The sequence below is a fragment of the Pseudomonas sp. VD-NE ins genome, from assembly GCF_031882575.1.
GTDB lineage: Bacteria > Pseudomonadota > Gammaproteobacteria > Pseudomonadales > Pseudomonadaceae > Aquipseudomonas > Aquipseudomonas fluorescens_BZ.
The window spans coordinates 4,476,946-4,501,061 of record NZ_CP134772.1 but is presented as its reverse complement, the minus strand read 5'-3'; the positions used below and the strand labels follow the sequence as shown (position 1 = coordinate 4,501,061).

Annotated in this window: 25 protein-coding genes; 11 read left to right on the top strand and 14 right to left on the bottom strand. The window is 56.7% G+C overall.

The window, feature by feature from the left end; all coding sequences use genetic code 11:
• Together RMV17_RS20010 and RMV17_RS20005 are read left to right on the top strand one after the other, a co-directional pair.
• Complete coding sequence (locus RMV17_RS20010) at positions 1-1,050, top strand: acyltransferase (protein WP_311881994.1); 1,050 nt, start codon at positions 1-3, stop codon at positions 1,048-1,050.
• 291 nt (positions 1,051-1,341) lie between these two features.
• Entirely contained in the window at positions 1,342-2,472 is a 1,131-nt protein-coding gene (locus tag RMV17_RS20005; protein WP_311881992.1) for a GDSL-type esterase/lipase family protein, read from the top strand.
• A 142-nt stretch (positions 2,473-2,614) separates the two neighbouring features.
• Here the strand turns inward: RMV17_RS20005 and RMV17_RS20000 are convergent, their stop codons facing one another.
• Together RMV17_RS20000 and galU are read right to left on the bottom strand one after the other, a co-directional pair.
• Positions 2,615-3,019, bottom strand: coding sequence for a mannose-1-phosphate guanylyltransferase (locus RMV17_RS20000; protein WP_034156408.1), 405 nt, complete (start codon positions 3,017-3,019; stop codon positions 2,615-2,617).
• A gap of 29 nt (positions 3,020-3,048) precedes the next feature.
• Entirely contained in the window at positions 3,049-3,882 is an 834-nt protein-coding gene (gene galU / locus RMV17_RS19995; RefSeq protein ID WP_007910549.1) for a UTP--glucose-1-phosphate uridylyltransferase GalU, read from the bottom strand.
• Between the two features lie 389 nt (positions 3,883-4,271).
• Between galU and galE the strand changes: the two genes are divergently transcribed.
• The 6 genes from galE to RMV17_RS19965 all read left to right on the top strand — a co-directional run bounded on the left by galE (position 4,272) and on the right by RMV17_RS19965 (position 10,471).
• Entirely contained in the window at positions 4,272-5,288 is a 1,017-nt protein-coding gene (galE, locus tag RMV17_RS19990; protein WP_311881988.1) for a UDP-glucose 4-epimerase GalE, read from the top strand.
• Between the two features lie 230 nt (positions 5,289-5,518).
• Entirely contained in the window at positions 5,519-5,755 is a 237-nt protein-coding gene (locus tag RMV17_RS19985) for a hypothetical protein (RefSeq protein ID WP_282358727.1), read from the top strand.
• Positions 5,756-5,899: 144 nt separating this feature from the next.
• Entirely contained in the window at positions 5,900-6,961 is a 1,062-nt protein-coding gene (locus RMV17_RS19980; RefSeq protein WP_049802139.1) for a polysaccharide biosynthesis/export family protein, read from the top strand.
• An 11-nt stretch (positions 6,962-6,972) separates the two neighbouring features.
• On the top strand, positions 6,973-7,638 hold the full coding sequence (locus tag RMV17_RS19975) for a YjbF family lipoprotein (RefSeq protein ID WP_311881981.1): 666 nt from the start codon (positions 6,973-6,975) through the stop codon (positions 7,636-7,638).
• Positions 7,638-8,396 carry a capsule biosynthesis GfcC family protein gene (locus RMV17_RS19970; RefSeq protein WP_311887072.1) on the top strand — a complete coding sequence of 253 codons (759 nt, stop codon included), beginning with the start codon at positions 7,638-7,640 and terminating at the stop codon, positions 8,394-8,396. Before RMV17_RS19975 ends, RMV17_RS19970 begins: the two co-directional genes overlap by 1 nt.
• The gene (locus tag RMV17_RS19965; RefSeq protein ID WP_311881979.1) at positions 8,393-10,471 is read left to right on the top strand and encodes a YjbH domain-containing protein; all 2,079 of its coding nucleotides are present in this window, start codon (positions 8,393-8,395) and stop codon (positions 10,469-10,471) included. Before RMV17_RS19970 ends, RMV17_RS19965 begins: the two co-directional genes overlap by 4 nt.
• Before the next feature lie 615 nt (positions 10,472-11,086).
• Here RMV17_RS19965 and RMV17_RS19960 read toward each other — a convergent pair.
• From RMV17_RS19960 to RMV17_RS19950, 3 genes are all read right to left on the bottom strand, one after another.
• Positions 11,087-12,481 (bottom strand): undecaprenyl-phosphate glucose phosphotransferase, encoded by a 1,395-nt coding sequence (locus tag RMV17_RS19960; protein ID WP_007950006.1) that lies wholly within the window; start codon positions 12,479-12,481, stop codon positions 11,087-11,089.
• Between the two features lie 390 nt (positions 12,482-12,871).
• A complete protein-coding gene (locus tag RMV17_RS19955; RefSeq protein ID WP_311881976.1) occupies positions 12,872-13,504 on the bottom strand; it encodes a winged helix-turn-helix domain-containing protein in 633 nt (210 codons plus the stop codon).
• A 279-nt stretch (positions 13,505-13,783) separates the two neighbouring features.
• Positions 13,784-14,524: a winged helix-turn-helix domain-containing protein gene (locus tag RMV17_RS19950; RefSeq protein ID WP_034156400.1), complete on the bottom strand. Its 741-nt coding sequence runs from the start codon at positions 14,522-14,524 to the stop codon at positions 13,784-13,786.
• Between the two features lie 507 nt (positions 14,525-15,031).
• Here RMV17_RS19950 and RMV17_RS19945 point away from each other — a divergent pair.
• Positions 15,032-15,865, top strand: a complete 834-nt coding sequence (locus RMV17_RS19945; RefSeq protein ID WP_099756770.1) for an undecaprenyl-diphosphate phosphatase — start codon at positions 15,032-15,034, stop codon at positions 15,863-15,865.
• Here RMV17_RS19945 and RMV17_RS19940 read toward each other — a convergent pair whose 3' ends face one another.
• Together RMV17_RS19940 and dusA are read right to left on the bottom strand one after the other, a co-directional pair.
• Positions 15,866-16,285 carry a DUF2388 domain-containing protein gene (locus RMV17_RS19940; RefSeq protein WP_311881971.1) on the bottom strand — a complete coding sequence of 140 codons (420 nt, stop codon included), beginning with the start codon at positions 16,283-16,285 and terminating at the stop codon, positions 15,866-15,868.
• 27 nt (positions 16,286-16,312) lie between these two features.
• Positions 16,313-17,323: a tRNA dihydrouridine(20/20a) synthase DusA gene (dusA, locus tag RMV17_RS19935; protein ID WP_311881970.1), complete on the bottom strand. Its 1,011-nt coding sequence runs from the start codon at positions 17,321-17,323 to the stop codon at positions 16,313-16,315.
• A gap of 102 nt (positions 17,324-17,425) precedes the next feature.
• Here dusA and RMV17_RS19930 point away from each other — a divergent pair, with 102 nt between their 5' ends.
• On the top strand, positions 17,426-18,550 hold the full coding sequence (locus tag RMV17_RS19930) for a site-specific integrase (RefSeq protein WP_311887071.1): 1,125 nt from the start codon (positions 17,426-17,428) through the stop codon (positions 18,548-18,550).
• Position 18,551: 1 nt separating this feature from the next.
• Here the strand turns inward: RMV17_RS19930 and RMV17_RS19925 are convergent, their stop codons facing one another.
• The 7 genes from RMV17_RS19925 to RMV17_RS19895 form a co-directional block, all read right to left on the bottom strand.
• Positions 18,552-18,827 carry a pyocin activator PrtN family protein gene (locus tag RMV17_RS19925; RefSeq protein ID WP_311881968.1) on the bottom strand — a complete coding sequence of 92 codons (276 nt, stop codon included), beginning with the start codon at positions 18,825-18,827 and terminating at the stop codon, positions 18,552-18,554.
• A 359-nt stretch (positions 18,828-19,186) separates the two neighbouring features.
• Positions 19,187-19,480 carry a hypothetical protein gene (locus tag RMV17_RS19920; protein ID WP_311881966.1) on the bottom strand — a complete coding sequence of 98 codons (294 nt, stop codon included), beginning with the start codon at positions 19,478-19,480 and terminating at the stop codon, positions 19,187-19,189.
• A gap of 16 nt (positions 19,481-19,496) precedes the next feature.
• Positions 19,497-22,295 carry a toprim domain-containing protein gene (locus tag RMV17_RS19915; protein ID WP_311881964.1) on the bottom strand — a complete coding sequence of 933 codons (2,799 nt, stop codon included), beginning with the start codon at positions 22,293-22,295 and terminating at the stop codon, positions 19,497-19,499.
• A 2-nt stretch (positions 22,296-22,297) separates the two neighbouring features.
• Positions 22,298-22,531, bottom strand: coding sequence for a hypothetical protein (locus RMV17_RS19910; protein WP_095050507.1), 234 nt, complete (start codon positions 22,529-22,531; stop codon positions 22,298-22,300).
• Between the two features lie 75 nt (positions 22,532-22,606).
• Positions 22,607-22,972 carry a hypothetical protein gene (locus RMV17_RS19905; protein ID WP_311881960.1) on the bottom strand — a complete coding sequence of 122 codons (366 nt, stop codon included), beginning with the start codon at positions 22,970-22,972 and terminating at the stop codon, positions 22,607-22,609.
• Positions 22,969-23,442 (bottom strand): YmfL family putative regulatory protein, encoded by a 474-nt coding sequence (locus RMV17_RS19900; protein ID WP_311881958.1) that lies wholly within the window; start codon positions 23,440-23,442, stop codon positions 22,969-22,971. The genes RMV17_RS19905 and RMV17_RS19900 overlap by 4 nt, the downstream gene beginning before the upstream one ends.
• 29 nt (positions 23,443-23,471) lie before the next feature.
• Positions 23,472-23,672: a DNA-binding protein gene (locus tag RMV17_RS19895; protein ID WP_095050509.1), complete on the bottom strand. Its 201-nt coding sequence runs from the start codon at positions 23,670-23,672 to the stop codon at positions 23,472-23,474.
• Between the two features lie 92 nt (positions 23,673-23,764).
• On the opposite strand from RMV17_RS19895, the gene RMV17_RS19890 reads away from it, so the two are divergent.
• Positions 23,765-24,112 (top strand): helix-turn-helix domain-containing protein, encoded by a 348-nt coding sequence (locus RMV17_RS19890; RefSeq protein WP_177409285.1) that lies wholly within the window; start codon positions 23,765-23,767, stop codon positions 24,110-24,112.
• Positions 24,113-24,116 lie beyond the last annotated feature (4 nt).

Below are 24,116 nucleotides of genomic sequence, written 5' to 3'. Positions count from 1 at the left end.
ATGTCGAGCAAGAAAAAGTCCCTGGAGATTGAAACCCTGCGCGGCCTGGCGTGCCTGTTGCTGGTGCTCTATCACGTCATCGGGCCGCTGGGTGGCGGATTGAAGATCGACATCGGCTCGCCGTTCCGGGTGCTCGCCGATTCGATGGTGTACGTGCGCATGCCGCTGTTCACGTTCATCTCCGGGTACATCTATTCGATCTACAAAATCCGTGGCAATGACTTTTCCGCGTTCTTCAGCGGCAAGGTTCGGCGCCTGATCGTGCCGCTGTTTTGCGTCGGCGTGCCGTTCTCGGTGTTGCAGGCTGTCGGGCCGGGGGTGAACAAGGATGTCGGCGTGATCGACGCGTTGCTGTCGTTCTGGGTGCCGATCAACCACTTCTGGTTCCTGCAGGCGGTGTTCATTATTTTCATGTTCGTCGGGCTGCTGGAATGGCGCGGGATGTTGCGTTCGGCGACGCGGCTGTATGGGCTGTTTGCGTTTGCGGCTGTGTTGTTTCTGTTGCCGCCGTTCAAGTTTGATGCATTCGGGATTAACGGCGCGATTTATCTGTTGCCGTTTTTCGTGGCAGGGATGATTGGCCAGGAGAATGTCGACGCGTTGAAGCAGCGCTTAAAGGTGATCGGGCCGCTCGTGTTTGTACTGATCTCGTTGACGCTGTTGTATGTGGCGGCGATTGATCGTGAGTTGATTGTTGATCGTCGCAGTTTGATCGGTCTGACTGTCGGTTGCGTGTCGTGCATCGCCTTGCTGTCGAGTGATATGCGCTCGAAGGCGCTGACGTGGCTCGGTGGTTATTCCTATGCAATCTTCCTGTTCCATGTGCTGTTCGCGGCGACGTCGCGGTTTGTCCTGGGGCGGTTGGGAGTGAAGGATGAGAGCTTGCTGGTGCTGGGTGGCTTGAGTTGCGGCTTGCTTGGGCCGGTGGTGTTGTCGATGATTTTCAGCCGGTTCAATTTCACTTCGGTGCTGTTCCTTGGGGAACGCGCGGCGAAGAAGAAACCGTTGGTGCCTGTCACTCCGGTGGTGCAGACCCAATCATCCCTGTAACTCCCACCATCCTTGTGGGAGCTGGCTTGCCAGCGATGAGGCCGGGGCAGACACAGATTCATTGCCTGACCCACCGCCATCGCTGGCAAGCCAGCTCCCACAGGTTTTCTCGGTGTACACAGATTTAGCGGATGATCGCGTTAAATGTAGGCCTTCGCCTGCTTGCGATGGCGGTGGGTCAGTCAATGCATTTGTATTGGTTAGACCGCTATCGCGAGCAGGCGAAGGCCTACAGTTGATCTATGTACATCCGGTATTCAGTGGGCCATTCCAGACTGAAGGAAATTTTGCATGTTGGCAGTAGATGACGCTCAACCCGTCGCGGCGTCGGTGGTTCAGGTGGGCGATGCGCGCGAGCGTTTTGCGCAGTGGCGTGAAGGCAAGGCCGGCAAGGTGTTTTCGGTCTCGGTGATCGGCGACAGCTACAGCGCCGGGCAGGATTTCTATCTGAATAAGCTGGTGCAACGCGTGGCCGGGGAGGTGGGTTTTGCCGGGCCGGGTTATGTCGGTTTCAACCACGGCGCGGCGTTGGGCGGCACGCATTTCAAATACACCCGCAGCAGTGACAAGTACTTCGGCGGCGACTGGAAGGTTTCAGACCTGGGGCAAGCGAGTCCGGACAGCCGCACGGTGACAGGCCGGCCCGGCGCATGGTTGCAAGTGGATGCGAGTCCGACGCCGCGCATCGATACCGCTGTCACTCGGGCGAAACTGCTTTATCTGGGCAACGGCGAATCCAGCGAGATCCGCTATCGCTGGTCTCCCGCGCAAGACTGGCAGCCCCTGAAGCTTGAAGGTTCGGGCGTTCAGGAAGTCGCGCTGACAGGTCTCTCGGCAGCGACAGACTGGTCATTCAAACTGGAAGTGGTGAAGGGCGCGCCGACGTTGTTTGGTCTGTGGATGAGCAACGAGCAGAACGGCGTGCGGGTGTCGAAACTGGCGGCCTCCGGCGCGGCCTCTGCGGACTTCTATCACCAGGATCCACAATGGCAGGTGCAGTGGAAAGCCGCTGTGTCGAAGATTCCTGCGGATGTTTACCTGATCATGCTCGGTGGCAACGATCAAGGCTTCGGCGTAAAGCCTGCGCAGTACTTGCAGAACGTTCAGGGGCTGGTGGGGATGCTGCGCGAGATTCAACCGCAGGCGAGCATCAACCTGATCATGCGCCAGGACACCACACGCTCCAGTGCGTATCCGATGTCGGCGTATGCGCAGGTGCTGGAGCCGTGGGCGCGTGAGCAGCATCTGGGGTACGCCAATCTTCAGTGTGCGTTTGGTCCCGACGTCAAACGCTACGCGGCAGCGATGATCGGCCCGGACAAGATTCATCCGGTTCCGGCCACGGGCGGGAAGGTGATTGCTGATTACTTTTATGGCTGGATCATGGGCGCCAAGGAACGTTGCGACGCCGCCCCTAAATAACACGCAAAACCCAGAGCGGTGATCGTTCCCACGCTCCGCGTGGGAATGCCGCCCGGGACGCTCCGCGTCCCTTCGCTGGGTGACGCAGAGCGTCACTGGATGCATTCCCACGCGGAGCGTGGGAACGATCAGGTGAGGGGAGTTATTCGAAGGCGTCTACTTGCTCGAGCAACTCCGCAATCTTCTGCGGCATCAACCGCGTATCGCACCGAGTCTCAACGTTGATGATGATCGCCGGGTCGTTGCAGCAAATCCGCACACGAAAGCGCCAGTCGCTGAAAATCACTTTCAAACCATCACTGTCATCCATTTCCAACGCCTGATCGCCATACAGTTTTTTCAGATGCGCGAGCAGCGGATAGGGATCGCGCAGCGGCCGGCGAATATCGCCGGACGCCGGAAACACGCCAATCCGCTCCACCAGCAGAATCGTGCCCAGCCAGGTTTCGTTGGCGCTGGGCAACGGCTGATGGCGGGACAACCAGCTCATCACCCCGAGGTTACCCACCTCGCGTTCAATCTCTACGGAATGTTGTGCAATGTTCATGGTGGCCTCGTTGGGGGAAGGGAGCCGTCTCAGCGGCCCTTGAGGTAAACGTTTTCGTAGCAGAAATTGGTCGCCTGCAAGTAACCCTCGGCGTCACCGCAGTCAAAGCGCAGACCTTTGAACTTGTAGGCCAGCACGCAACCGTTTTGCGCCTGCTTCATCAGCGCGTCGGTGATCTGGATCTCGCCGCCCTTGCCCGGTTGGGTGTCGGCGATCAGGTCGAAAATGTCCGGGGTGAGGATGTAGCGGCCGATGATCGCCAGGTTCGACGGCGCGTCTTGCGGGGCCGGTTTTTCCACCATGTTGTTGACCCGGTAGATGCCGTCGGACATCAGCTCGCCGGCGATCACCCCGTACTTGTGGGTCTGGTCGGCCGGGACTTCCTGGATGGCAACGATCGAGCAACGGAATTTCTTGTACAGCTCAATCATCTGGGTGAGTACGCCGTCACCTTCGAGGTTCAGGCACAGGTCATCGGCCAGCACCACGGCAAACGGCTCATCGCCGATCAGCGGACGACCGCTGAGAATCGCGTGGCCCAGACCTTTCATTTCCACCTGACGGGTGTAGGAGAAGGTGCAGGTGTCGATCAGCTCGCGGGTGCCGGCGAGGAATTTCTCTTTCTCGGTGCCGCGAATCTGGTGTTCAAGTTCGTAGCTGATGTCGAAATGGTCTTCCAGCGCACGCTTGCCGCGACCGGTGACGATGGCCATGTGTTGCAGGCCGGCGTCCCGCGCTTCTTCAACGGCGTACTCGATCAACGGCTTGTTGACGATTGGCAGCATCTCTTTCGGCATGGCTTTGGTGGCCGGCAAGAAACGCGTGCCATAACCGGCAGCGGGGAACAAACATTTACGAATCATAAAAGTATCCTGGACAGTCATGGAACACAGGCGACAGATGCGCGCACTAAATGAGGGCGTGCAAGTTTGAATATTATTGAACGACTGCTTTAATACCTGAGTCAGGTTGTTAATGGCAATTAGTTGAAGCGGTAAAGCGCGACAATGTTATGAGATGTCGGTAAGTGTGTTATTGGTTATTTTTAGTCGGTATCTGTTGATAGTGATGAGTGCACAGGGAGTGCTAATAAATAGCGGGCAATACAGTGTGACCTGCAAAAATATTTATTGCCAGTCATTGAACTAGTTTTGTTTTCGGTTGTTGTCGCCTGTTTGTGTGGATTGTGACACATCTTCAATGAATCAGGCTTGACACGCTACTTGTCACTCATTCAAAGACGGATCGCGCTATGAAGATTCTGGTAACGGGTGGTGCCGGCTATATCGGCTCGCACACCACACTTGCGCTACTTGAAGCAGGTTATGAAGTTGTCGTACTGGATAACCTTTGCAACAGCAGCGAAGCCGCGTTGCACGCGGTTGAAGGCATTTGCGGCAAGAGTGCCTGGATGATCCGTGGCGATGTCTGTGACCGGGCACTGCTCGACCGGATTTTCCGCGAGCACAACATCGAAGCGGTGCTGCATTTTGCCGGCCTGAAAGCGGTCGGCGAGAGCGTGCGCAAGCCGCTCGAGTACTACGAAACCAATGTCAGCGGCAGCATCAATCTGTGCCAGGCAATGGCGGCGGCGGGGGTGTTCCGCCTGGTGTTCAGTTCGTCGGCCACGGTGTATGGCGAGCCTGAGCAGATGCCGATCCGCGAGGATTTCCCCACCGGCAACCCGACCAATCCTTACGGCCAGTCCAAGCTCATCGTCGAGAACGTCCTGCGTGACCTCAGCCAGGCCGAGCCGCGCTGGAGCATCGCCTTGCTGCGCTACTTCAACCCGATCGGCGCCCACGCCAGCGGGCATATGGGCGAAGACCCCAACGGCATCCCGAATAATCTGGTGCCTTACATCAGTCAGGTGGCGGTCGGCAGCCTGCAAGAATTGTCGATCTTCGGCAACGATTACCCGACCATCGACGGCACTGGCGTACGCGATTACATCCACGTCGTCGATCTGGCGGACGGTCACGTGAAGGCCTTGCAGTCGATCTCCGGGCGCACCGGCATTCATACCTGGAACCTTGGCACCGGCGATGGCTACAGCGTGTTGCAAGTGCTCCACGCCTTCGAACAGGCCTGCGGGCAAGCAGTGCCGTACCGGATGATGCCGCGTCGCTCCGGGGATATCGCCGAGAGCTGGGCCGACGCCTCCAAGGCTGCGAAAGAACTTGGCTGGAAAGCCACGCGCAACTTGCAGGACATGGTGACCGATACTTGGCGCTGGCAATCGAACCATCCCAAAGGCTACTTGCGATGATGGCCATTTAGTCCAATGTTATTTTCAGTCAGCTTGTTAGATAACGTCGGGAAATTACACTGGCAATGCCTTTTGCAAGTCCGTAGATATAAACCTGCCGTTCGACTTTTATCAGTTGGGTAAGACTGTGAAAGAACAACGGATCTTGTTCGCGTTTTTTGCGGACTTGAACTCACCACCGCTAACTCAGGCCAGTTTTTTAACAGGTCGAATGTTAGAAAGGAGTTGATATGAAAAAAGTGATGGCAGTTGCCCTGTTGATGATGTTGAGCAACTGGGCTGCCGCTGCTGAAGCACCGCTGACAGCGGTAACCAATGTAGGTGGCAACGTGGCGGCTTCTCAAGCGCCCGCAGCCAGTACTGCAATGGTTGCCAGTGCTGTAGCGGCGTCTAACAGCGGTGGCAGTGCCAACGGCGGTACCACCGGTACGACGGGTACCACCGGTACAACCGGCACGCATAACTAACAGGAAGTTCTGTTAGTGCAGTACAGGGTCGCCCGACGCAAGTCGGGTGACTTTGTTTTTGGATTCGCCCTTGAATAGCGTAGTGCCATTATGACTCGTAGTGTTTATCTTTTAATGTTGGCAAGTCTCGCTTTGCAAGGTTGCATGTTTTCCCCCGGTCAATACCTCAGCACCAGTGACATCACCCGCCAGGGTGCCAGTGAAAGCAGCCGGGTCGAGCTGATCCCGATCACGCCCAAGCTGATTGCCATGAACCGCGCCACGCAAAAGCGTGAGTCGCTGCCGCCGGAACTGTTGGCGACCCCGGCCGAATACCGCATCGGCAACAACGATGTTCTGTACATCACCGTATGGGATCACCCTGAGCTGACGGCCCCGTCCGGCGCGCAACAACAGATCGATGCCAACGGCCGTCTGGTGCGCTCCGATGGCACGCTCTATTACCCGTTCATCAAGGAAGTCCAGGCCACCGGCCGGACCATCCAGCAACTGCGCTCGGACATTGAACAACGGCTGTCGGCGTTCATCGCCGAGCCGCAAGTGGATGTCGCGGTGTTGCGTTTCGCCAGCCAGAAAGTGGTGGTCACCGGCGCGGTGGCCAAGGCCGGCCCGCAAGCAATTTCCACCAATCCGCTGAGCGTGGTCGAAGCCCTCGGTTCGGCCGGTATCGACACCAACAACGCCGATTTGTCCGGGCTGTTGCTGACGCGCAAAGGTCGCACTTATCCGCTCAATCTCGACTCGCTCAATCAGCAGGATTCCGAGTTGCAGAACGTTTACCTCAAGGGTGGCGATCAGCTGTATCTGCCGTACAACGACAATAAACGCATCTACGTGATGGGCGAGGTCAACCAACCGCGTGCACTGAGTTTCAAGACCGCGACGATGAACCTCACCGACGTGCTCGGTTCGGTCGGCGGCCTGGCCCAGACCACCTCCAATGGCAACGCGGTCTATGTCATTCGTGGCGTGGAAAACCTCGATGTCGAACCGGCCAAGATCTATCAGCTGGAAGCCGAATCGCCGACCGCCATGGCCCTCGCTTCGCACTTCGAAGTGCGTCCTCAGGACGTGGTGTATGTCGGGCCTGCCAACGTGACTCGCTGGAACCGTCTGATCAGTCAATTGGTGCCGTCGGCATCGATTGTCGGCACCGGCGCTTCCGCTGCGAAGAACTGGAGCGAATACAGTAACAACAGCAAATAAGGTCGCCGACTTTGAACATTTTGAAAGTTGGCCTGTGCCTGATGGCGGCCTCGTTGCTGTGCGGCTGTAACCCGCTGATGAGCGCTTCGTTGAACAACCTTAAAGCGGCGGTCGTCGGCCCGGATGAAGTCGACGTGTCGGCGGCTGAAGTGGCCGGGGTCAACTACCCGCAACTGAAACTGACCACGCCGTCCGGCTCCGGGGTGCTGGCGCTGGTGCGCGAGCGCGAAGACCTGCAGTTCTGGGTCGCCTCCGGTAAGCAAGTGCTGCTGCTGCGCAACGGGCTCGCCGTGCGCACCATTGGCCTTGGTCTGGAAGGCGATCTCGATGGCACGCGGCTTTCCGATGACTCGCCGTTCAAGCAGGGCCTGCACCACGTCGCCGACGGTTTCACCACGCGGCGCTGGATCGACCTCTACAAGGGTCAGGAAGTCGGGGTGATCGTCAACAGCCGCTTCTCCCGCCGCTCCGAACAGACCCTGAAGATTCTCGACAAGGAATACACCGTGCTGCGTGTCGATGAGCAGATTGACGCCCCGGCCATCGGCCTGAGTGCGACCAATCGTTACTGGGTCGACCCGCGTGACGGTTTCATTTTGCAGAGCGAGCAGCAATTGACCTCGCAATTACGCGTCAAGGTTGTACAGCTGACCCCTGATAGCAGGCACCTGCCGTGATGCGCCTGAAAATGTTGTCGGCGAGTTTGATGCTGGTCGCGAGTGTGAGTCAGGCGGCCGTTACGGTGTCGGGCGATGTCGCCAATCCCGGGCCGGTCAAGTTGCCACCGGGCGGGCGCTTGCTCGATGTGATCAGCGAAGCGGTGCCGAATGCCGAAGGCTATTGGCTGGCGGGCGGGTTGCTGCGGCAGTCGCTGATCGAGGAGCAAACGCGGCTGAAGGTCGGTGTGCTGTTTGATCTGGATGTGCTGCAACGCATGTCGCTGCTGTTCGACCGGCCGAGTCGTGCGGCGCTGGCGCAGCGCATTGCCGAAGAAGTGCGGAAGATGCCGGTGACGGGCCGACAGATTGCCGATCTCGATCCGGTCGCATTGGAAGTCGGCTTCGCGCGCAACATTCGCCTCGATGACGGCGATCGTCTGATCTACCCGAAACGCGTCGACGAAGTGCAAGTGCTCGGTGCCGTCGCCGAGCCTTGCCACTTGCCGTATCAGCCGTTGCAGGAAGCCCGTGAGTATTTGCAGGGCTGTTCGATCCTGAACGATGCCGAAGCCGATTACCTGTGGCTGATCCAGCCCAACGGCGCGTCGCGTCGCGTCGGCATTGCCCATTGGAATCGCGAGTCCGGGCAGTTTCCGGTGGCCGGCAGCAAGATTCTGGTGCCGTTGAAAAATGATGATCTTGATCCGCCTCTACCTGAACTGAATCAGCAGTTGGCCGAATTCATTGCCACGCAGCTGGCCGAGGTGGTTCGTTGAAGTTACGTTTTGCAGCTGTGTTGTTATTGCCCTGCGGTCTGGCCCATGCCGAGCCGCGCATTACCCAGAATGACTTCGGTGGCACCGGTCTGTTGCAGACGCCGACCGCGCGCATGGCTCCGGCCGGCGAGTTGAGCGTCAACGCCAACCGCACCGATCCGTACAGTCGCTACAGCGTTTCGTTGCAGCCGTTGGACTGGCTCGAAGGCTCGTTTCGCTACACCGCGATCACCAACCGGCCTTACGGCTCGGAGGCCCTCAGCGGTAGTCAAAGTTATAAGGACAAGGCGGTCGACGTCAAAGTCCGGCTGTGGCAGGAAAGTCACTGGCTGCCCGACGTGGCGCTGGGCTTCCGAGACGTCGGCGGTACGGGTTTGTTCTCCAGTGAATTTTTCGTCGCCAACAAACGCTACGACAACTTCGATTTCAGCGCCGGTATTGCCTGGGGTTACCTCGGTAATCGCGGCGACATGGACAACCCGTTGGGCTACGTCAGCGATCGCTTCGATACCCGGCCGGCGCTTGAAGGGACCGGTGACGTTAACTCGGGTTCGTACTTTCGTGGCCGGCCGTCATTTTTCGGTGGCGTGAGCTATCAGACGCCGTGGGATCGCCTCAGCCTGAAACTCGAATACGAAGGCAACGATTACAAAAACGAACCGAAGGACAACGAGATCAAGCAGGACTCGCCGATCAACCTCGGCGCAGTGTTCAAAGTCACCGATTCGGTCGATGTCAGCGCGGCGTGGGAGCGCGGTAATACGGCGATGTTTGGCGTGACCTTCCACACCAATTTTGTCAGCCGCAAGGCACCGGCCAAGACTTACGATCCGACCCCGGAACCGCTGCCGGCGAAAGCGCCGACCACGGCGATGGATCAGGTCAACTGGGCTAACGTCTCGCAACGCTTGCAGCAGAATGCCGGCTACAAAGTCGAGCGCATCACTCAGCGTGATTCCGAGCTGATCGTGTATGGCGAGCAGCAGCGTTACTTCCATTCGTCCAAGGCTGTCGGGCGCGCGAGCCGGATTCTCGACAACAGCGTCAACGACGACATCGACTGGTTCACCGTGGTCAACAAGCGCTACGACCTGCCGCTGGAAGAAACCAGCGTGCCGCGCCAGACCTTCCGCGAAGTGATCAACAACGAGGAGCCGTTGCAGTCGTTGCACCGCACCACCGAGATCAACCCGGCGATGCCGCACAACGAGAAAACCCTCTACACCGAAGCGCCGCAGCATTTCAGTTATGGCGTGGGGCTGGGCTTCAAGCAGAACGTTGGCGGCCCGGATGGCTTGCTCTATCAATTGAGCGCCGATGCCGACGCTGAATATCGCTTTAACCGCAACACCTGGTGGAGCGGTTTGCTCAGTGCCAACCTGGCCAACAACTTCGACAAGTTCACCTATGACGCGCCGAGCGGTCTGCCGCGTGTGCGCACGGATTTGCGTCAGTACCTGACCACGTCTAACACGACCATGCCGTTGTTCCAGGTCAGCCATGCCGAGCAGTTGGATAAAGACTGGTATGGCATGGTGTATGGCGGTTATCTGGAGTCGATGTTTGCCGGTGTCGGCGGTGAAGTGTTGTTCCGCCCGACCGGTGAGCGCTGGTCGGTGGGCGCGGATCTGAACTGGGTGCGTCAGCGCGATTTCGATCAGGGTTTTGCCCTGCGCGATTACTCGGTGGTGACCGGGCATGTCACGGCGTATACCGATTTGCCGTTCGATACTTTGGCGGCGGTGAGCGTCGGGCGTTATCTGGCCGGAGATTGGGGCGGCACGCTGGACATCTCGCGCGAGTTTTTCAATGGCGTGCGCTTCGGCGCGTGGGCGACGATCACCACGGCGGGTAGCGCGGAGTATGGCGAAGGTAGTTTCGACAAAGGCATCTACCTGTCGATCCCGTTCGACGAAATGATGAGCATGTCGACCATGCGCCGCGCCAACCTGGTCTGGGCCCCGCTGACCCGTGACGGTGGCGCGCGACTGAATCGCAGCTACCAACTGCACTCGATGACCGATAGCCGGGAAGGGGACATGTTTTATCGGAATTTCGAGAAGATCACTGAGTAAGCGCGGATCACCGAAGCACCCCATAAACCTGTGGGAGCGAGCCTGCTCGCGAAAGCGTCCGACCAGCCGATATCTCCGCTGCCGGACTCACCGCCATCGCGAGCAGGCGAAGGCCTACATTGGTTATTTGTCACAGCACAAATCCCGAACCAACCCCGAATCCCTGTGGGAGCTGGCTTGCCAGCGAAGAGGCCGGCACATTCAACATTGGTGTTGCCTGACCCACCGCCATCGCGAGCAGGCGAAGGCCTACATTGGTTATTTGTCACAGCACAAATCCCGAACCAATCCCGAATCCTGTGGGAGCTGGCTTGCCAGCGAAGAGGCCGGCACATTCAACATTGTTGTTGCCTGACCCACCGCCATCGCGAGCAGGCGAAGGCCTACGTTGGTTATTAGTCACAGCACAAATCCCGAACCAATCCCGAATCCCTGTGGGAGCTGGCTTGCCAGCGATGAGGTCGGCACATTCAATATTGATATTGGCTGACCCACCGCCATCGCTGGCAAGCCAGCTCCCACAGTTTTTGCATTCACCCGCAATCCAGCGCCGCTCCCAAATCCCACGCACAAAAAAGGGGACTTTCGTCCCCTTGCGGTATCCAGCTTCAAACCTCAGTAAATATCCTTCGACAGCAACGTAAACGGTGTCTTCACCAGGATCTTCAGATCCAGCCACAACGACCAGCTGTTGATGTACTGCAGGTCAATCTCGACACGCTTCTGCATCTTGTCGATGGTGTCCGTCTCACCACGGCAGCCGCTGATCTGGGCCAGCCCGGTGATCCCCGGTTTAATCCGGTGACGCGCCATGTACGCGAGGATTTTCCCCGAGTAGTAGTTGTTGTGCGCAACAGCGTGCGGGCGTGGGCCGACCAGAGCCATATGCCCTTGCAGCACGTTGAACAGTTGCGGCAATTCGTCCAGCGAAGTGCGGCGGATAAAGCGGCCGACTGCGGTAATGCGCGAATCATTACGGCTGGCTTGCTTCACGTCACGGTCATCGTGAACACGCATCGAGCGGAACTTCCAGACCTTGATCACCTTGCCGTTCCAGCCATGGCGATCCTGTTTAAAGAACACCGGGCCAGGCGAGTTGATCTTCACCGCCAGCGCAATGATCAGCAGGATCGGACTCAGCGCGATGATCGCCAGGAAGGCCACGGTTTTCTCGACCAGGCTCTTGCTCAAAGCAGCGGTAGGGCGGCTGGTCAGCGGGCTCTCGTTCAAGTAGATCGCTGGCAGACCGTCCACGACCTTCACCGAGTGATTGAGCAGGGTCAGACTGTTCAAGTCCGGCACCCACACCACATCGACGTTGGCGCCGAGCAAATCGCCATAAATCGCTTCGATTTTCGCGGCTTCACACAACGGCAGGGTGATGTACAAGCGACGGATGTCGTGCGCCTCGATCAGCTCCAGCAGTTGCTCCTGATCGCCAACAACGCGCGGTGCATCCGAACCCAGCGCAGACACATCACCATTGCTGACCAAACCTACCAACGGCAGATTTTCCAGTTGGCTGAGCTTCTTCGCCAGACCCAACGCCAGTTCGCCGGTGCCGACGATCAGCGTCTTGTGCTCGCTTTTCCGCGAGCGCTGGTAGTACTTGGAAAACGCATGCAGCGGAGCGTAGAGAAACGCCTGACCGAGGAAGCCATATACCGCCCAGCTCAGAATCACCTGCCGCGAAAACAGCTCATCGGCCTGGCAGACAAAGGCGATGCACGCCAGCGCCGCCATGGTCATCGACCAACCCATAAACAGTCGACCAAGACCGGTCAGGTAATTGTCACGCTTGCGATAAACACCGCTAAACGTATAAGCCGGCACCGACGCCAGTACCGCCAGCGTTGCACACATCCGGTAGTAAAACGCGACCGTACCGGTGTGCTGCTCGGCGAGTATGAACAACAGCGTCACCACAAAGCCTTGTGCCAGCGCCCATTGGCCCCAAAAGGTCAGTCCCTTGAGGCCTGTGCTTCGATTGATACTTAGAGAAAGATCCATACGGTATCCCCAAAAGACGTCCATTCAGGTTTCAACAGTTGAAATCCGAGTTGTTATGCAGACTTATTGTTTTTGTTCTAACGAGTGTCCTGAGGTAACAACATCGATATGCCGAACTGTCGTCAGTCAATAGACTAAGTTATTGGCTGGAATGGTGTCTGACGAGTTCTAACAAGATGGCACAGTGCCAACTTTTTAATAATTAAATAGAAGGGTGTTAGAAAAGGTCGTAGAGCGAGGGGTGAATAAAGTATGTTGTATTTGTTACTGTTGGAGGGGTGGAGGCAGGGAATGTTTAATTCAAGGAGGAAGATGAAGCCAAACAGAGTGCTCTTGTTGTTTTTGTAATCGCACTTTTTCTGTTTGTTCTGTTCGTGGAGATTTTCGTGGTTACGCGACGATTTCCTGAATCAGGCAATAACCGCGGTTTCTGACGGCACGAAACAGTCGCTCTCCATTACTGGCGCTTTTGAATTTGTCTTGCAAGCGACTCAGGCACATTTCCAGACCGCGATATTGTTCCGGTTCTCGACCGATGCTGAGGATCAGCTCGTCACGACTGACAACACGCTCTTCATGGCTGAGCATTTTCCTGACCAATGCTGTTTCCAGGCCAGTCAGGTTGATTTCGACACCCTCTTTGACCAGTGCACCCTGAGCCGGATCAAGATGCCAGGTTTCATTGCCGGGCATATCACCTTCAATGGCGGGCGGCATATTGCGGGTTTCCCCGGTGATGGCCGGGACATTCTGGAAAGGATTAGCCGATTGCGCTGCCCGCCATTCGGACTCGAGCGTGGCCAGTATTCGCTGAGTATCATGTTCGATACTGCGCGGGGCGTTTTTGCGACTGATGCCTGGATATGTGAACTCCATCACCATTGGAGCGGAAGAGGGCGAATCAACCCCTTCAAACGAATTGAAACGTTCACTGGACAGCATGCTCTCCAGTTCACGTTGCGACGTTGTACTGTGAGTCACGACAACAAAATATTTCCTTGGGAGGGTTGTACTAGTTTCCATGTCTCTCTCCTAAATACACACCAAAATTGGCTAAAAGAAAAATCGGCAGGCGAGCAATGACTTCCTCGGAAGTAATCGATAGGCAGGGTCTGGGCCCAAGATTGGCCCTCGATAAATTCCACTCGATCTGCTGCTATGTTATGGAGTTTTATTGTTATGGGTCGTGTTGTCGCGCTCATTCAATTGCTTGATTTCAAACAGGCGTGAAGCAGAACAGGAGCTATATGGTTGCATCAGACGATCCTTCGTACGTATGCAAAAGGGAAGGCTGCCCGAGAGTCAGGCAGTCGATATCAGACCCCGCAGCAGGCGATAGCCATAGCCGCGAATGCTCTGAATCGCGTTTGTACCATACATGTCCTTGATTTTTCCACGCAAGCGACTGATTGATTTCTCCAGTGCGCGAGGGTCGTAGAAATTGGTATTGAGGCCCATGATGCTGGCGATTTCATCATGGCTCAGAATGTGGTTGCTGGTTTGCGCGAACGCTTCGAGGATCTTCATTTCGGCAAACGAGATATCGAGTTTCTTGCTGGTGCCCATCAGACAGATACGGGTCGGATCAAGCGTCAGATCGATATCGCGTTGCCATTCTTCGCTATTGAAGAACTCGCCCAGCAACTCGGCGCCATCGTCGGAAAGGGTATTGAGCTTGATACAAACATCCGCGCCAGCCAGATAATATTTGATCTTGTTGAAGGCGCCGCGACCGGTGATGACCGCGCAAATGATCGGCTTCAAGTTGTCGCTGCGCAGGTTCTCGACCAGCGCAAGATTGTCTTCGAGGGCCTGGGGGCTGTCGATAACCAGGAAGATGGCTCGATACGAACCAGACTGTTCATTCAACTGATATGAACTAGTGTACGCATCGGCTTCGAGCGCCATATCAGTGCGTAAATGCTGGGCGACTAGCGCTTTGAAATGTTCAGCCACGCCACGGGTACGACCCAGAGTAAGAACACCAGGTTCGTCATTTGTCGGGCGCGGACTTCTAGTCGCCAAGTTCCCTGAGAGCATCATGCATTGACTCGAATTAAGTGCTGACATCGGGATGTTAAAGCACCGGTTCTCATCTGTGACTGACAATTGGTAACATTCACGCGATTTTTAGACGTGGCTCCCGAGTTTTCTAACAATAATTAAGCTTTTCAAGCTTTTAGTTGATTTTCTCGGAGGGGTGAACTACTGCTTAGATGGTGGCGATATGCAATGGTGCCACTATTTTGAGCTTATTGCGATGGCTTTGTCTATGTCCATCTGCCACTGTCTGGCCATCTCTGCATAATGTGATATTGATCACACTTTATTGCCAGAGCAACTTTTTTCTGCAAAAAGGCCTAAATATTTTCTGCGTAGTTCGTCAGCCGACGATTACTAACATGGCTTGAGTGTGTCTTTTAATAAGACGTAATCTTTGTGGCTGATGAACTTTTGCGTTTATGTATGTCAATGGTCTCACTGCAGATACTCAACCCCTGAGTGTTATTACCCGGTCGCTCGCCCAAAGAGCGCTCTGACGGAGGATTAATGGATTTCTGGACCCTTTTCCAGGTGTTGATATTAGGTGCGGTAGAAGGCCTGACCGAGTTCCTGCCGATCTCGAGTACCGGCCACCAGATCATCGTCGCCGACTTGCTGGAATTCGGCGGTGAACGCGCCATGGCCTTCAACATCATTATTCAACTGGGTGCCATTCTTGCCGTCGTCTGGGAGTTTCGACCGAAGATCTTCGACATCATCAAAGGCCTGCCTACCGAACGTAATGCGCAACGCTTCACCCTCAACTTGCTGATCGCCTTTCTGCCCGCCGTGGTCTTGGGCGTATTGTTCGCGGATGCGATCCACGAATACCTGTTCAACCCGATCACCGTCGCCGTGGCACTGGTCGTCGGCGGCATCATCATGCTGTGGGCCGAACAGCGCAGCCATGTGATCAGCGTCGAACACGTCGACGACATGCGCTGGTCTCACGCACTGAAAGTCGGTTTCGTACAATGCCTGGCGATGATTCCCGGCACCTCGCGCTCCGGCTCGACCATCATCGGCGGCCTGCTCTTCGGCCTGTCGCGCAAGGCAGCCACTGAGTTCTCGTTCTTCCTCGCCATGCCCACCATGGTCGGCGCCGCCGTGTACTCCGGCTACAAATACCGCGACCTGTTCCAGCCCAACGACCTGCCAGTCTTCGCCCTTGGCTTCGTCACCGCGTTTATCTTCGCGATGATCGCCGTACGCGGCCTGCTCAAGTTTATTGCCAACCACAGCTACGCCGCGTTCGCCTGGTATCGGATCGCCTTTGGTTTGTTGATTCTGGCAACGTGGCTGTTTGGCTGGGTCAACTGGACCGCCGCAGCGGCCGCCTGATCACTGAGCGCTGATCAACGCCGCAACGGCGAGATCGTTTAGCGCCGAATCCGGCGACTCCTGGCGGAAGCGCTGCAAGGCCGACGTGAAATACGCGGCCTGCAGCATGCCGTCGCTGGCCAGATAGAGTCGCGCGTCTTCTTGCTCCTCGGCGGAGTAAACGCGCTTGTGACTGTCGGTCGTTTCCTGGCTAGACGAAATAGGTGCAAGGATTAAAGACACCAAAGTGAAGCCGGAAAACTGCGTCACCTCCCACGGCGTATCGGTACGGCCCATGCAAAAGCCGTCGCAGTGCGCATAAACGTCGGAAGTGAAACTGAACAAAGCGAGGAGGGTGAAACGCTTGAAAGCAGAAAAAGTAAACGCGGGCATAAACGAAAGACATCCTGTCAGTACAACAAAACAACGGGCGACGCTCATGCATCGCCCGCACATTCAAAACTTCAGTCAACGACCTTCAAGCAACTCAGCCGCCTGATCCAGCAACGCCAGCGGATCCGTGGCCTTGTGAATGTCCACCGACAACAACTGACGGAATTTCCGCGCCCCCGGGAACCCCGTGCCCAAGCCCAGCACATGCCGCGTGATGTGATGCATCGCCCCACCCGCCAGCAAATGCTCGGCTATATAAGGACGCAACTGCGCCAACGCCTCAGCCCGACTGGTCACCGGCGCCGAACTGCCAAACAACTGCTGATCCACCTCCGCCAGCAAATACGGATTGTGATAAGCCTCACGCCCCAACATCACACCGTCGAACGTCTGCAAATGCTCATGGCAAGCCTCCATCGTCTTGATCCCGCCATTCAGCACAATCTCCAACGCCGGAAAATCCGCCTTCAGCTGCGCCGCCACGTCATAGCGCAACGGCGGAATGTCACGATTCTCCTTCGGCGACAACCCCTCCAGAATCGCAATCCGCGCATGCACGGTAAAACTGGTGCACCCGGCATCGCGGACGGTGCCGACGAAATCACACAGCTCCGCGTAACTGTCCCGACCGTTGATGCCGATGCGGTGCTTTACCGTTACCGGAATCGACACCGCGTCTTGCATTGCCTTCACACAATCCGCCACCAGTTGAGGGTGACCCATCAGGCACGCGCCGATCATGTTGTTTTGCACACGATCGCTTGGGCAGCCGACGTTCAGGTTTACCTCGTCGTAACCGTGTTCCTGGGCCATACGCGCGCAGGCAGCCAGGTCCAGCGGAACGCTACCGCCTAATTGCAATGCGAGAGGGTGCTCGGCTTCGTTGTGACGGAGGAAGCGTTCGTGATCGCCGTTGAGGAGTGCGCCGGTGGTGACCATTTCGGTGTAGAGCAGGGCGTTCTTCGACAGGAGGCGTAGGAAGAAACGGCAATGGCGGTCGGTCCAATCCATCATGGGCGCAACGGAGAACCTTCTAGACAGCGTAGAGCCGGTGTTTGTTGGGTATATAGCTGATTTATGTACCATTTTGCTCTACGTGTTCTAGGCCGATTTCAGGGGGTAAATAGGCGTTTTCTGAGGTCGGTTGGTACAATGTACCAATCACTTTTCCAATTGTACCAGTTGACGATGGCCACGATCAGAGCACGGAAACGCACCGACGGCAGCACCAGTTACACGGCACAGATACGCCTGTTTCGCGATGGGGCGCAAGTTTACCAAGAGAGTCAGACCTTCGCCCGAAAACAGGCCGCACAGGCTTGGGTGCGTAAAAGAGAAACCGAACTGGACGAACCAGGTGCGATCGAGCGGGCGAACCGACCTGGTGCGACGATCAAGGAGATGATCGATCGCTACCTGGCCGAAATGACCAAGGCGCGCCCTCTCGGGAAAACGAAGCTTGGCACGTTGAGGGCGATCAGCGAGTCCTACCTGGGAAAGTTGAACGACAGAGATATAAGCAGTCAGCACCTGGTCGAGTATGCGTTATGGCGCATGGGCAAGGAGGGTGGGGGCGTTCAGCCTCAGACCGCTGGCAACGATCTCGCACACCTGGGCGCGGTTCTCTCGATCGCTCGCCCCGCTTGGGGTTATGAGGTGGATCCGCATTCAATGGCGGACGCGCGTCGAGTATTAAAAAAGCTCGGTTACAACATGAAAAGCCGCGAGCGCGATCGCCGGCCAACCCTGGACGAACTCGACAAACTGCTTACGCACTTCCGGAGTATCCAAACCCGTCGTCCAACTTCTATCAACATGCTTAAGCTGACGGGCTTCGCGTTGTTTTCTACACGTAGGCAAGAAGAGATTACTCGGATCCTTTGGGATGACTTGGACGAAGCTGGCCAGCGGGTGCTGGTCCGTGACATGAAGAATCCAGGCCAGAAGGTCGGTAACGACGTCTGGTGTCATTTGCCGCCAGAAGCTTGGGCGATACTTCAGACCATGCCTAGAGTGTTGCCTGAGATTTTTCCTTACAGCGCTGAATCCGTGTCCACGTCTTGGACAAGGGCTTGTAAAATCCTGGGCATCGCAGATCTGCACTTTCACGATCTGCGCCACGAAGGCGTCAGCCGGCTGTTCGAAATGGACTGGGATATTCCGCGAGTGGCGAGTGTGTCGGGACATCGAGATTGGAACTCGATGCGCCGTTATACCCACCTGCGCGGGCGAGGGGATGTTTATGCAACTTGGGAGTGGTTCGAGCGGATCCTGCAGGCGCCCGTAAAGCTGGGCGCCAAAACGTTGAAGTGAGTTAGCTGCTGCGTGGCGCGCTATTCAGTTGGTTACTTTCTTTGACTGCTGCAGCGCGCTGCTCATCCAGGTAAGCCGACAGGTCTGCAATGTGAATACCTTTCGCGCTTTTCTGACTCGGCTCCATGCGAGTGATAGGGAGCTTTATCTGGCCGGCCCCCACTTTGCGTTGGAACATGTCTGTTGTCAGGTGCGTGAAATAATCCTGACACACTCGATCCAGCGGAATTACCACTTGGCTATTGTATTGAGCCATCAGTACAAACAACGTTTTCATAGTGCGATTCCTTCGAGTGGGTGAGGTCGATCAATCGGGGTTAGGTTGGCTGTTGAGTTGCCAGCCAGTAGTTGAGCGACAACAGCGAACTCTGCCGCGTCGATGTCGCCCAACTCCTTGGCGAAAGTGGTAAGGCATTCAAGACGGATACGCGCTACTTCGGTTTTCCGTACCCGATAATCAAACAGTGCTGTTCCTACGATTCTGATAGCCATCAGATGCCGAGTGTGGGAGTCACTGTTGTTAAGTGTGTTAGCCTTCGAATCACTGCCGCTTTGGTGCTTTACTTCCATGGTGTTGCCCTCGGTGGTGGTTGATGTCGGGGAGGTGCAACTCCTCGACATCGCTTCTTTTTTCCGTCAGTCCTGGCGGGCCAGGTGAATAATTAGGTCGGCGTACTTCAGATCTTCCTCAGTGCAGGACTGCCATTCGAGTACTCTCAAAATCTGCTGTGGGCTGCACGCGTCCACCAGGATTTCGCGTTGGCCACCTGCGGCACGAACCTCAAGAATCTGGAGCAGTCCGTCCTCCCCATAAGCACCGGCCTGAATGACCGGCTGGCATTCGCCGATCCCTTCTAACCGGTTCTGGATCTCCTGCAACTTGCTTGTTTTGCCGTCGCCGGCATTGCCCATAAAGACTTGGATTTGCATCGGTTTAGCCTCCTTTTCACGCTTTGAAGATCCAGCACTTGACTGTGGTAGGGCGACCCGGCGCCAAGGGTGTCCTGCTGTTCATGGCTGCGCGGACTGCGCTATGTACGGCCTTGTTTGCTTCCAGAAACTTGTGCGAGCGGGACTCTTTCAGTAGGTCACGCAGGGTGGCCACGTCCGCCAGTTTCTGTTTGTGTTCAGCAGCTCGTTCGCTGAATTCGTTGAGGTTTATCGCGATGACGCTCGGGTCACTGCTGTGATCAACCAAGGGGTCATCGTTGAGTGATTCGAGGTAGTCGTAGACTTCCCAGAATTCAGCAACGGCCGGGTGGTCGGAGCTGATTGACGCCTGGCGCTCGATCGCCATGCGGACGATTTGGCGCTGGGTCGCGGCTATTTGAGGCTCATCCAGTTTTAGGACTAGGCGCAGTGCATCGAGCAGCGAAAGCAACTGAGCGTGGTTCTTGCTGATGCGCTCCACGCGGATGTAGCCGCGCAGGTCATAACCACAACTGGTGCAGTTGCCCTGGTCGCTGACATAGGCCGTACTGCAGGCAAAGCAATGCGTGTGCAGGCGGCGCAGCTTGGCTTCGTGTTCGGGCATGCGCTGGGCGAACAGATCGAGTACGGCAGATTCTTTGCCCACCGCTTTCAAGAGGAAGTGGCTGAGGGTGCCGCCGTCCAGTGCGTTCAACTGGTCAGCGGCCGCACGGCTTTCCGGGGTGACAGTCGGGCGTACAAAGTGCAGCTTTACGATGCGCGTCATGATCGCTTCGTGAGCCACCACGGCGGCGTTCTGGCTGATGGCTATCGTTCCCCGAAAGGGCGGTTCGTACGTCTCGTTGCCTGCCGTCTTGACGCCTTTGGTGGCCAGCGTGCCGCCGCCGTAGAAGTCTTTCAGCTCATCCCATTCGAAGGTTTTCGCGTGTGCCCGATCGTCGCTGTGGCGGTCGGCCTCAAGAAACACCACCGGCATGCCGGAAACCTGGCCCATCAGGCGCGAGCGTCCGGCTTTGGTCGATTTCATCGGGTCGAAGCCTTCATAGCCTTCGCGCCCGAGCAGCTTCCACAGCAGGTTGAGCAGGGTGGTTTTGCCGGCACCGGCTTCACCGGTGGCCTCCAGAAACGGAAAGGACTGATAACGCGCGCGAATCTGCTCGCAGAACAGCGAGCCGAAAAAGAACACCAGCGCGACGAAGCCCTGGGCGCCGAAGCAGGTCCACAACAACCGCACCCATTGCTCGTTGAAGTCTTTGCCGTCCCGCTGCAGCTTGATGGGAACACCTTTCTGCAGGGTTTTCAGGCGCAGCTTGCCGAACTCGAAATAGTCTTCGCTGTTGACCTTGTAGGTGGTGCCGTCCTTGATTGCGATATCGCCGTAGACGTAGCAGGCGTATTCCTTGCTGTAGCCCACGTAGTCAATGGTCGACACGGTTTTGATGCCGAACAGTTGGTCCTTCATCAGCTTGTCGAGCTGCTGGCCGCTCCCCGTGAACATGGCGCCGGCGGCCATGCCGAGCAGGCGCTTTTTGAATTCACTGGCGGCGGACAGCTGGCCGCTGGTGAAGGTGTTTTTCACGCTTTCGGAGTCGTGGGGGAAGTCCACGCGCAGGTAATACCAGGACTCGTCGGTGACTTCGTTGCGCTGAAAGTACAAGGCTTGCGGGTAGCAGTTGGCAATCTCCACGACGCTGCCGGACTGCTGTAGCGCCTTCTCGCGCTGTTGCGCCTGGTTGAGCAACTGGTCGTCGTGGTTCTCGCTGTCCTCGATGTCGGACATGGCCCGGTTGAATTTCTCCATGTCCAACTTGAACCAGTACAGACGGCTGCCAAAGCCCAGGTGAAATTCCCCGCGCTTGTTCCAGTCGTACATGAGCAAGGCCTTTTCGGCTGCGCTCTCTGCCAGCAGCAGGGCGCCCTGATGGCGGGCCTGTTTGAGGTCCGCTGCGATCTGTTCGGCGCGCTTGGTGTCGTCCTGAATAAAATTCCAGCGCTGGTGCAGGTCGTTCCAGTCAGACTTGCGGCCGTCACGTTGCGGGATCTGTGCTGACTCGCAGACGAAACCGAGGGCACGGGCTTCGCGGACCCAGCGCCGGGTGTAGGCGTTGGCGCTCGGTTCGTTGTCCAGCGCCCAGACCAATTTAGGCAGCTTGCCGCTTTCGCGGGTTTTGATCAGCGCCTTAAGCGAGTCCCCAGGGAACGCGTTGGACGACATGGCCGATACGGCCGCGATGTCGTTGTGCACCAGAGCGATGGCGTCAAAGATCCCTTCGACAATCCAGATTTCCTTGACCTCGAGCAGGTCGACGCAAGGGGGGCACCACCAGACGCCTCGATAGCTGTCCTTGGATTTGAAGCGCGCCTTCATCTTGCCGAAACGGTGCGGCTGATCGATCAGTCGTTCCCACCAGCCGCCTTTTTCCAAGGCGAAACGCACTGTGGCGCTGCCGGCGTTGTGGTCAGGCGAGTAGAAGCTTTCTTGAGTGAACCAACCCTGAATCAGTTCAAATCTAAAGCCTCGGGCGTACTCCAGATAAGCCCGTGCAGTGGCGTTGGGGTGCTGGTCCGTCGCCGGCGCACGCTTGCTCCAGTCCTCAAACAGATCGTCGTACAGCTCTTTCACGTGCAGGGTGTGGCCGCACTTTTCCGGGCGACCACAGATCACCATCCATGGTGTATCGAATCGGGAATACAGCTCCTTTTTCTTGCACTTGGGGCAGGTGCCACCGCGCATGTAATCGGTGCCTACGCGGTGCTTCAGTCCGAAATCGAACTGGAGGCGTTGCAACACGTCGTGGCGGAGATCTTCTTTCATGATTACTTCACTGCTTTGAGGCTGAGGGAGAGGGCGGCCATCAGGCGTTTCTGGGCGGCCATCACCGGAGTTCTTTCGAGGATTGAGCTGTGCCGTTTTTCTTGCGGGACATACCGGTACTCATCCGCATACCAGTAGTTGTTGAGGCTCAAGCGGTACTGCTCACGCATCGCAGCCAGAAGTGCTTCGGCCTCTGCAGGTGGCAGCTGGGTGGTCAGAATTACGGCGTTTCCCATCTTGAAACCTCGATTTCGGGCGCAGCTCACCCAAACCCACGGAGTGCGGGGCAGGCGTTTGTTTGAGGGTTGGTGTTACGAGTTGGCTGAGCGAAAGCGGCCAAGGTCCGGCGCGTTGATGATTCGCTCATAGATGAGGCTGACCGGTACGGCCCATTGTCGGCCGGTGACCGGATCAACGATCACGGTGTGCGTCGACGTGCTGCTCTGGATATTCAGGCGTTGCCGATCGCGAACGGCGACCATGGTGGTGCCTGCTAGGTGAACGATCTTTTCAGCGACCTGCGTTTGCACGTCGTAGTCTGCAACCAGGTGTTGAACAGCCCGGCTGAACAGTTGCTGATCGTCGCTCAGGTGTTCGCAGTGGTGACGCTCAAGAAACGCCAGCGCGGCGCTCTGCAGGACATCCTGGTATTCCGGTACTGCAGACAAATTGTTCATTGAGCCTTTCCTGCGCGGTAGAGAGCGATGGAAGCCAGCACTTCTGCGTGCCTTGCTGCTACGTGGAGGTTATGCGCGTCCATGATGAATTCGGCTTCTTCATCACTGATCGAACCGTCTTCAAGAGCGGCAGCAATTGCTTGATCAACACACCCTCGCTTTGCAGAAACCTGCACGGAGCGTTTGTAGAGTTCGACATTGTCAAGCGTTCCAGGATCAGCCACTGGTACGAACAGTCCCCCGTACATCGACGCGACGTAATTGGGGAAGTGCTGAGTTCCACAGTCCTGCTCGAGCATGAAAACTTGTGAGTCGCTGAGAGGGCTGCATCCGGCGTTTTCGTAGGCATGGTTGTCGAACTTTTTGAGCTTAAGTCCCAAGCGCGCAGCAGCGGCTTCGCGTCCGCCGGTGTAACTGCGGATGATCTCGCTCATGACTTGCTTGCGGGTATCTAGGATTGGACTTTTCAACTTCTACTTTTCCCTGTTGAGCGCCGCGATTACTGTTCAATTACGCCGTCTTTGATGCCTAGCAACACCGCGGCGCGATGTGCCTCCCCTCGGCGACCTTTGATCCGACCGTTCAAAAGGTCGCTGACCAAATTTTTGTTCAGCCCATGCTTGCGACTGAATTCCGCGATACTCAGTCCCTTTCGATCGAGAGCCGCCCGGGCTTGCTCGTGCGTAATGGTGGCGGGCATAGTGTTCCCTCTGTTCATTTGTGTTTGTTTGCGTTTGTCTGTGGTGATTCTTGGTCAAAAAAATGATCAAGTCAATGGTGGTGACTAAAAAAATGCTCATAGCGGATCGAGTAGGTGAACGCCTCAGGGAAGAGCGCGAGCGCTTGGGGTTAAATCAAACAGAGTTTGGAGTCCTACTGGGAGTCAGTAGGGGAACGCAAAAGAACTACGAACTGGGAGCCAGCTCCTTAGACCTTCGTTACGTCACGGCCCTGGAAGAAAAGGGGGTAGATGCGGCGTATGTGCTTACGGGACGTCATGCGACACCATTGGGCCAACTTTTTAGCCCCTCGGAAGAACAGATGATCATGCAATTCAGGTCGATCCCTGATGATGATCAGAAGGCGATTCGTCGTTTCCTTGAAGCGATGGCCGACGACGCCGCCCGGCACCGGTCTTAACTCG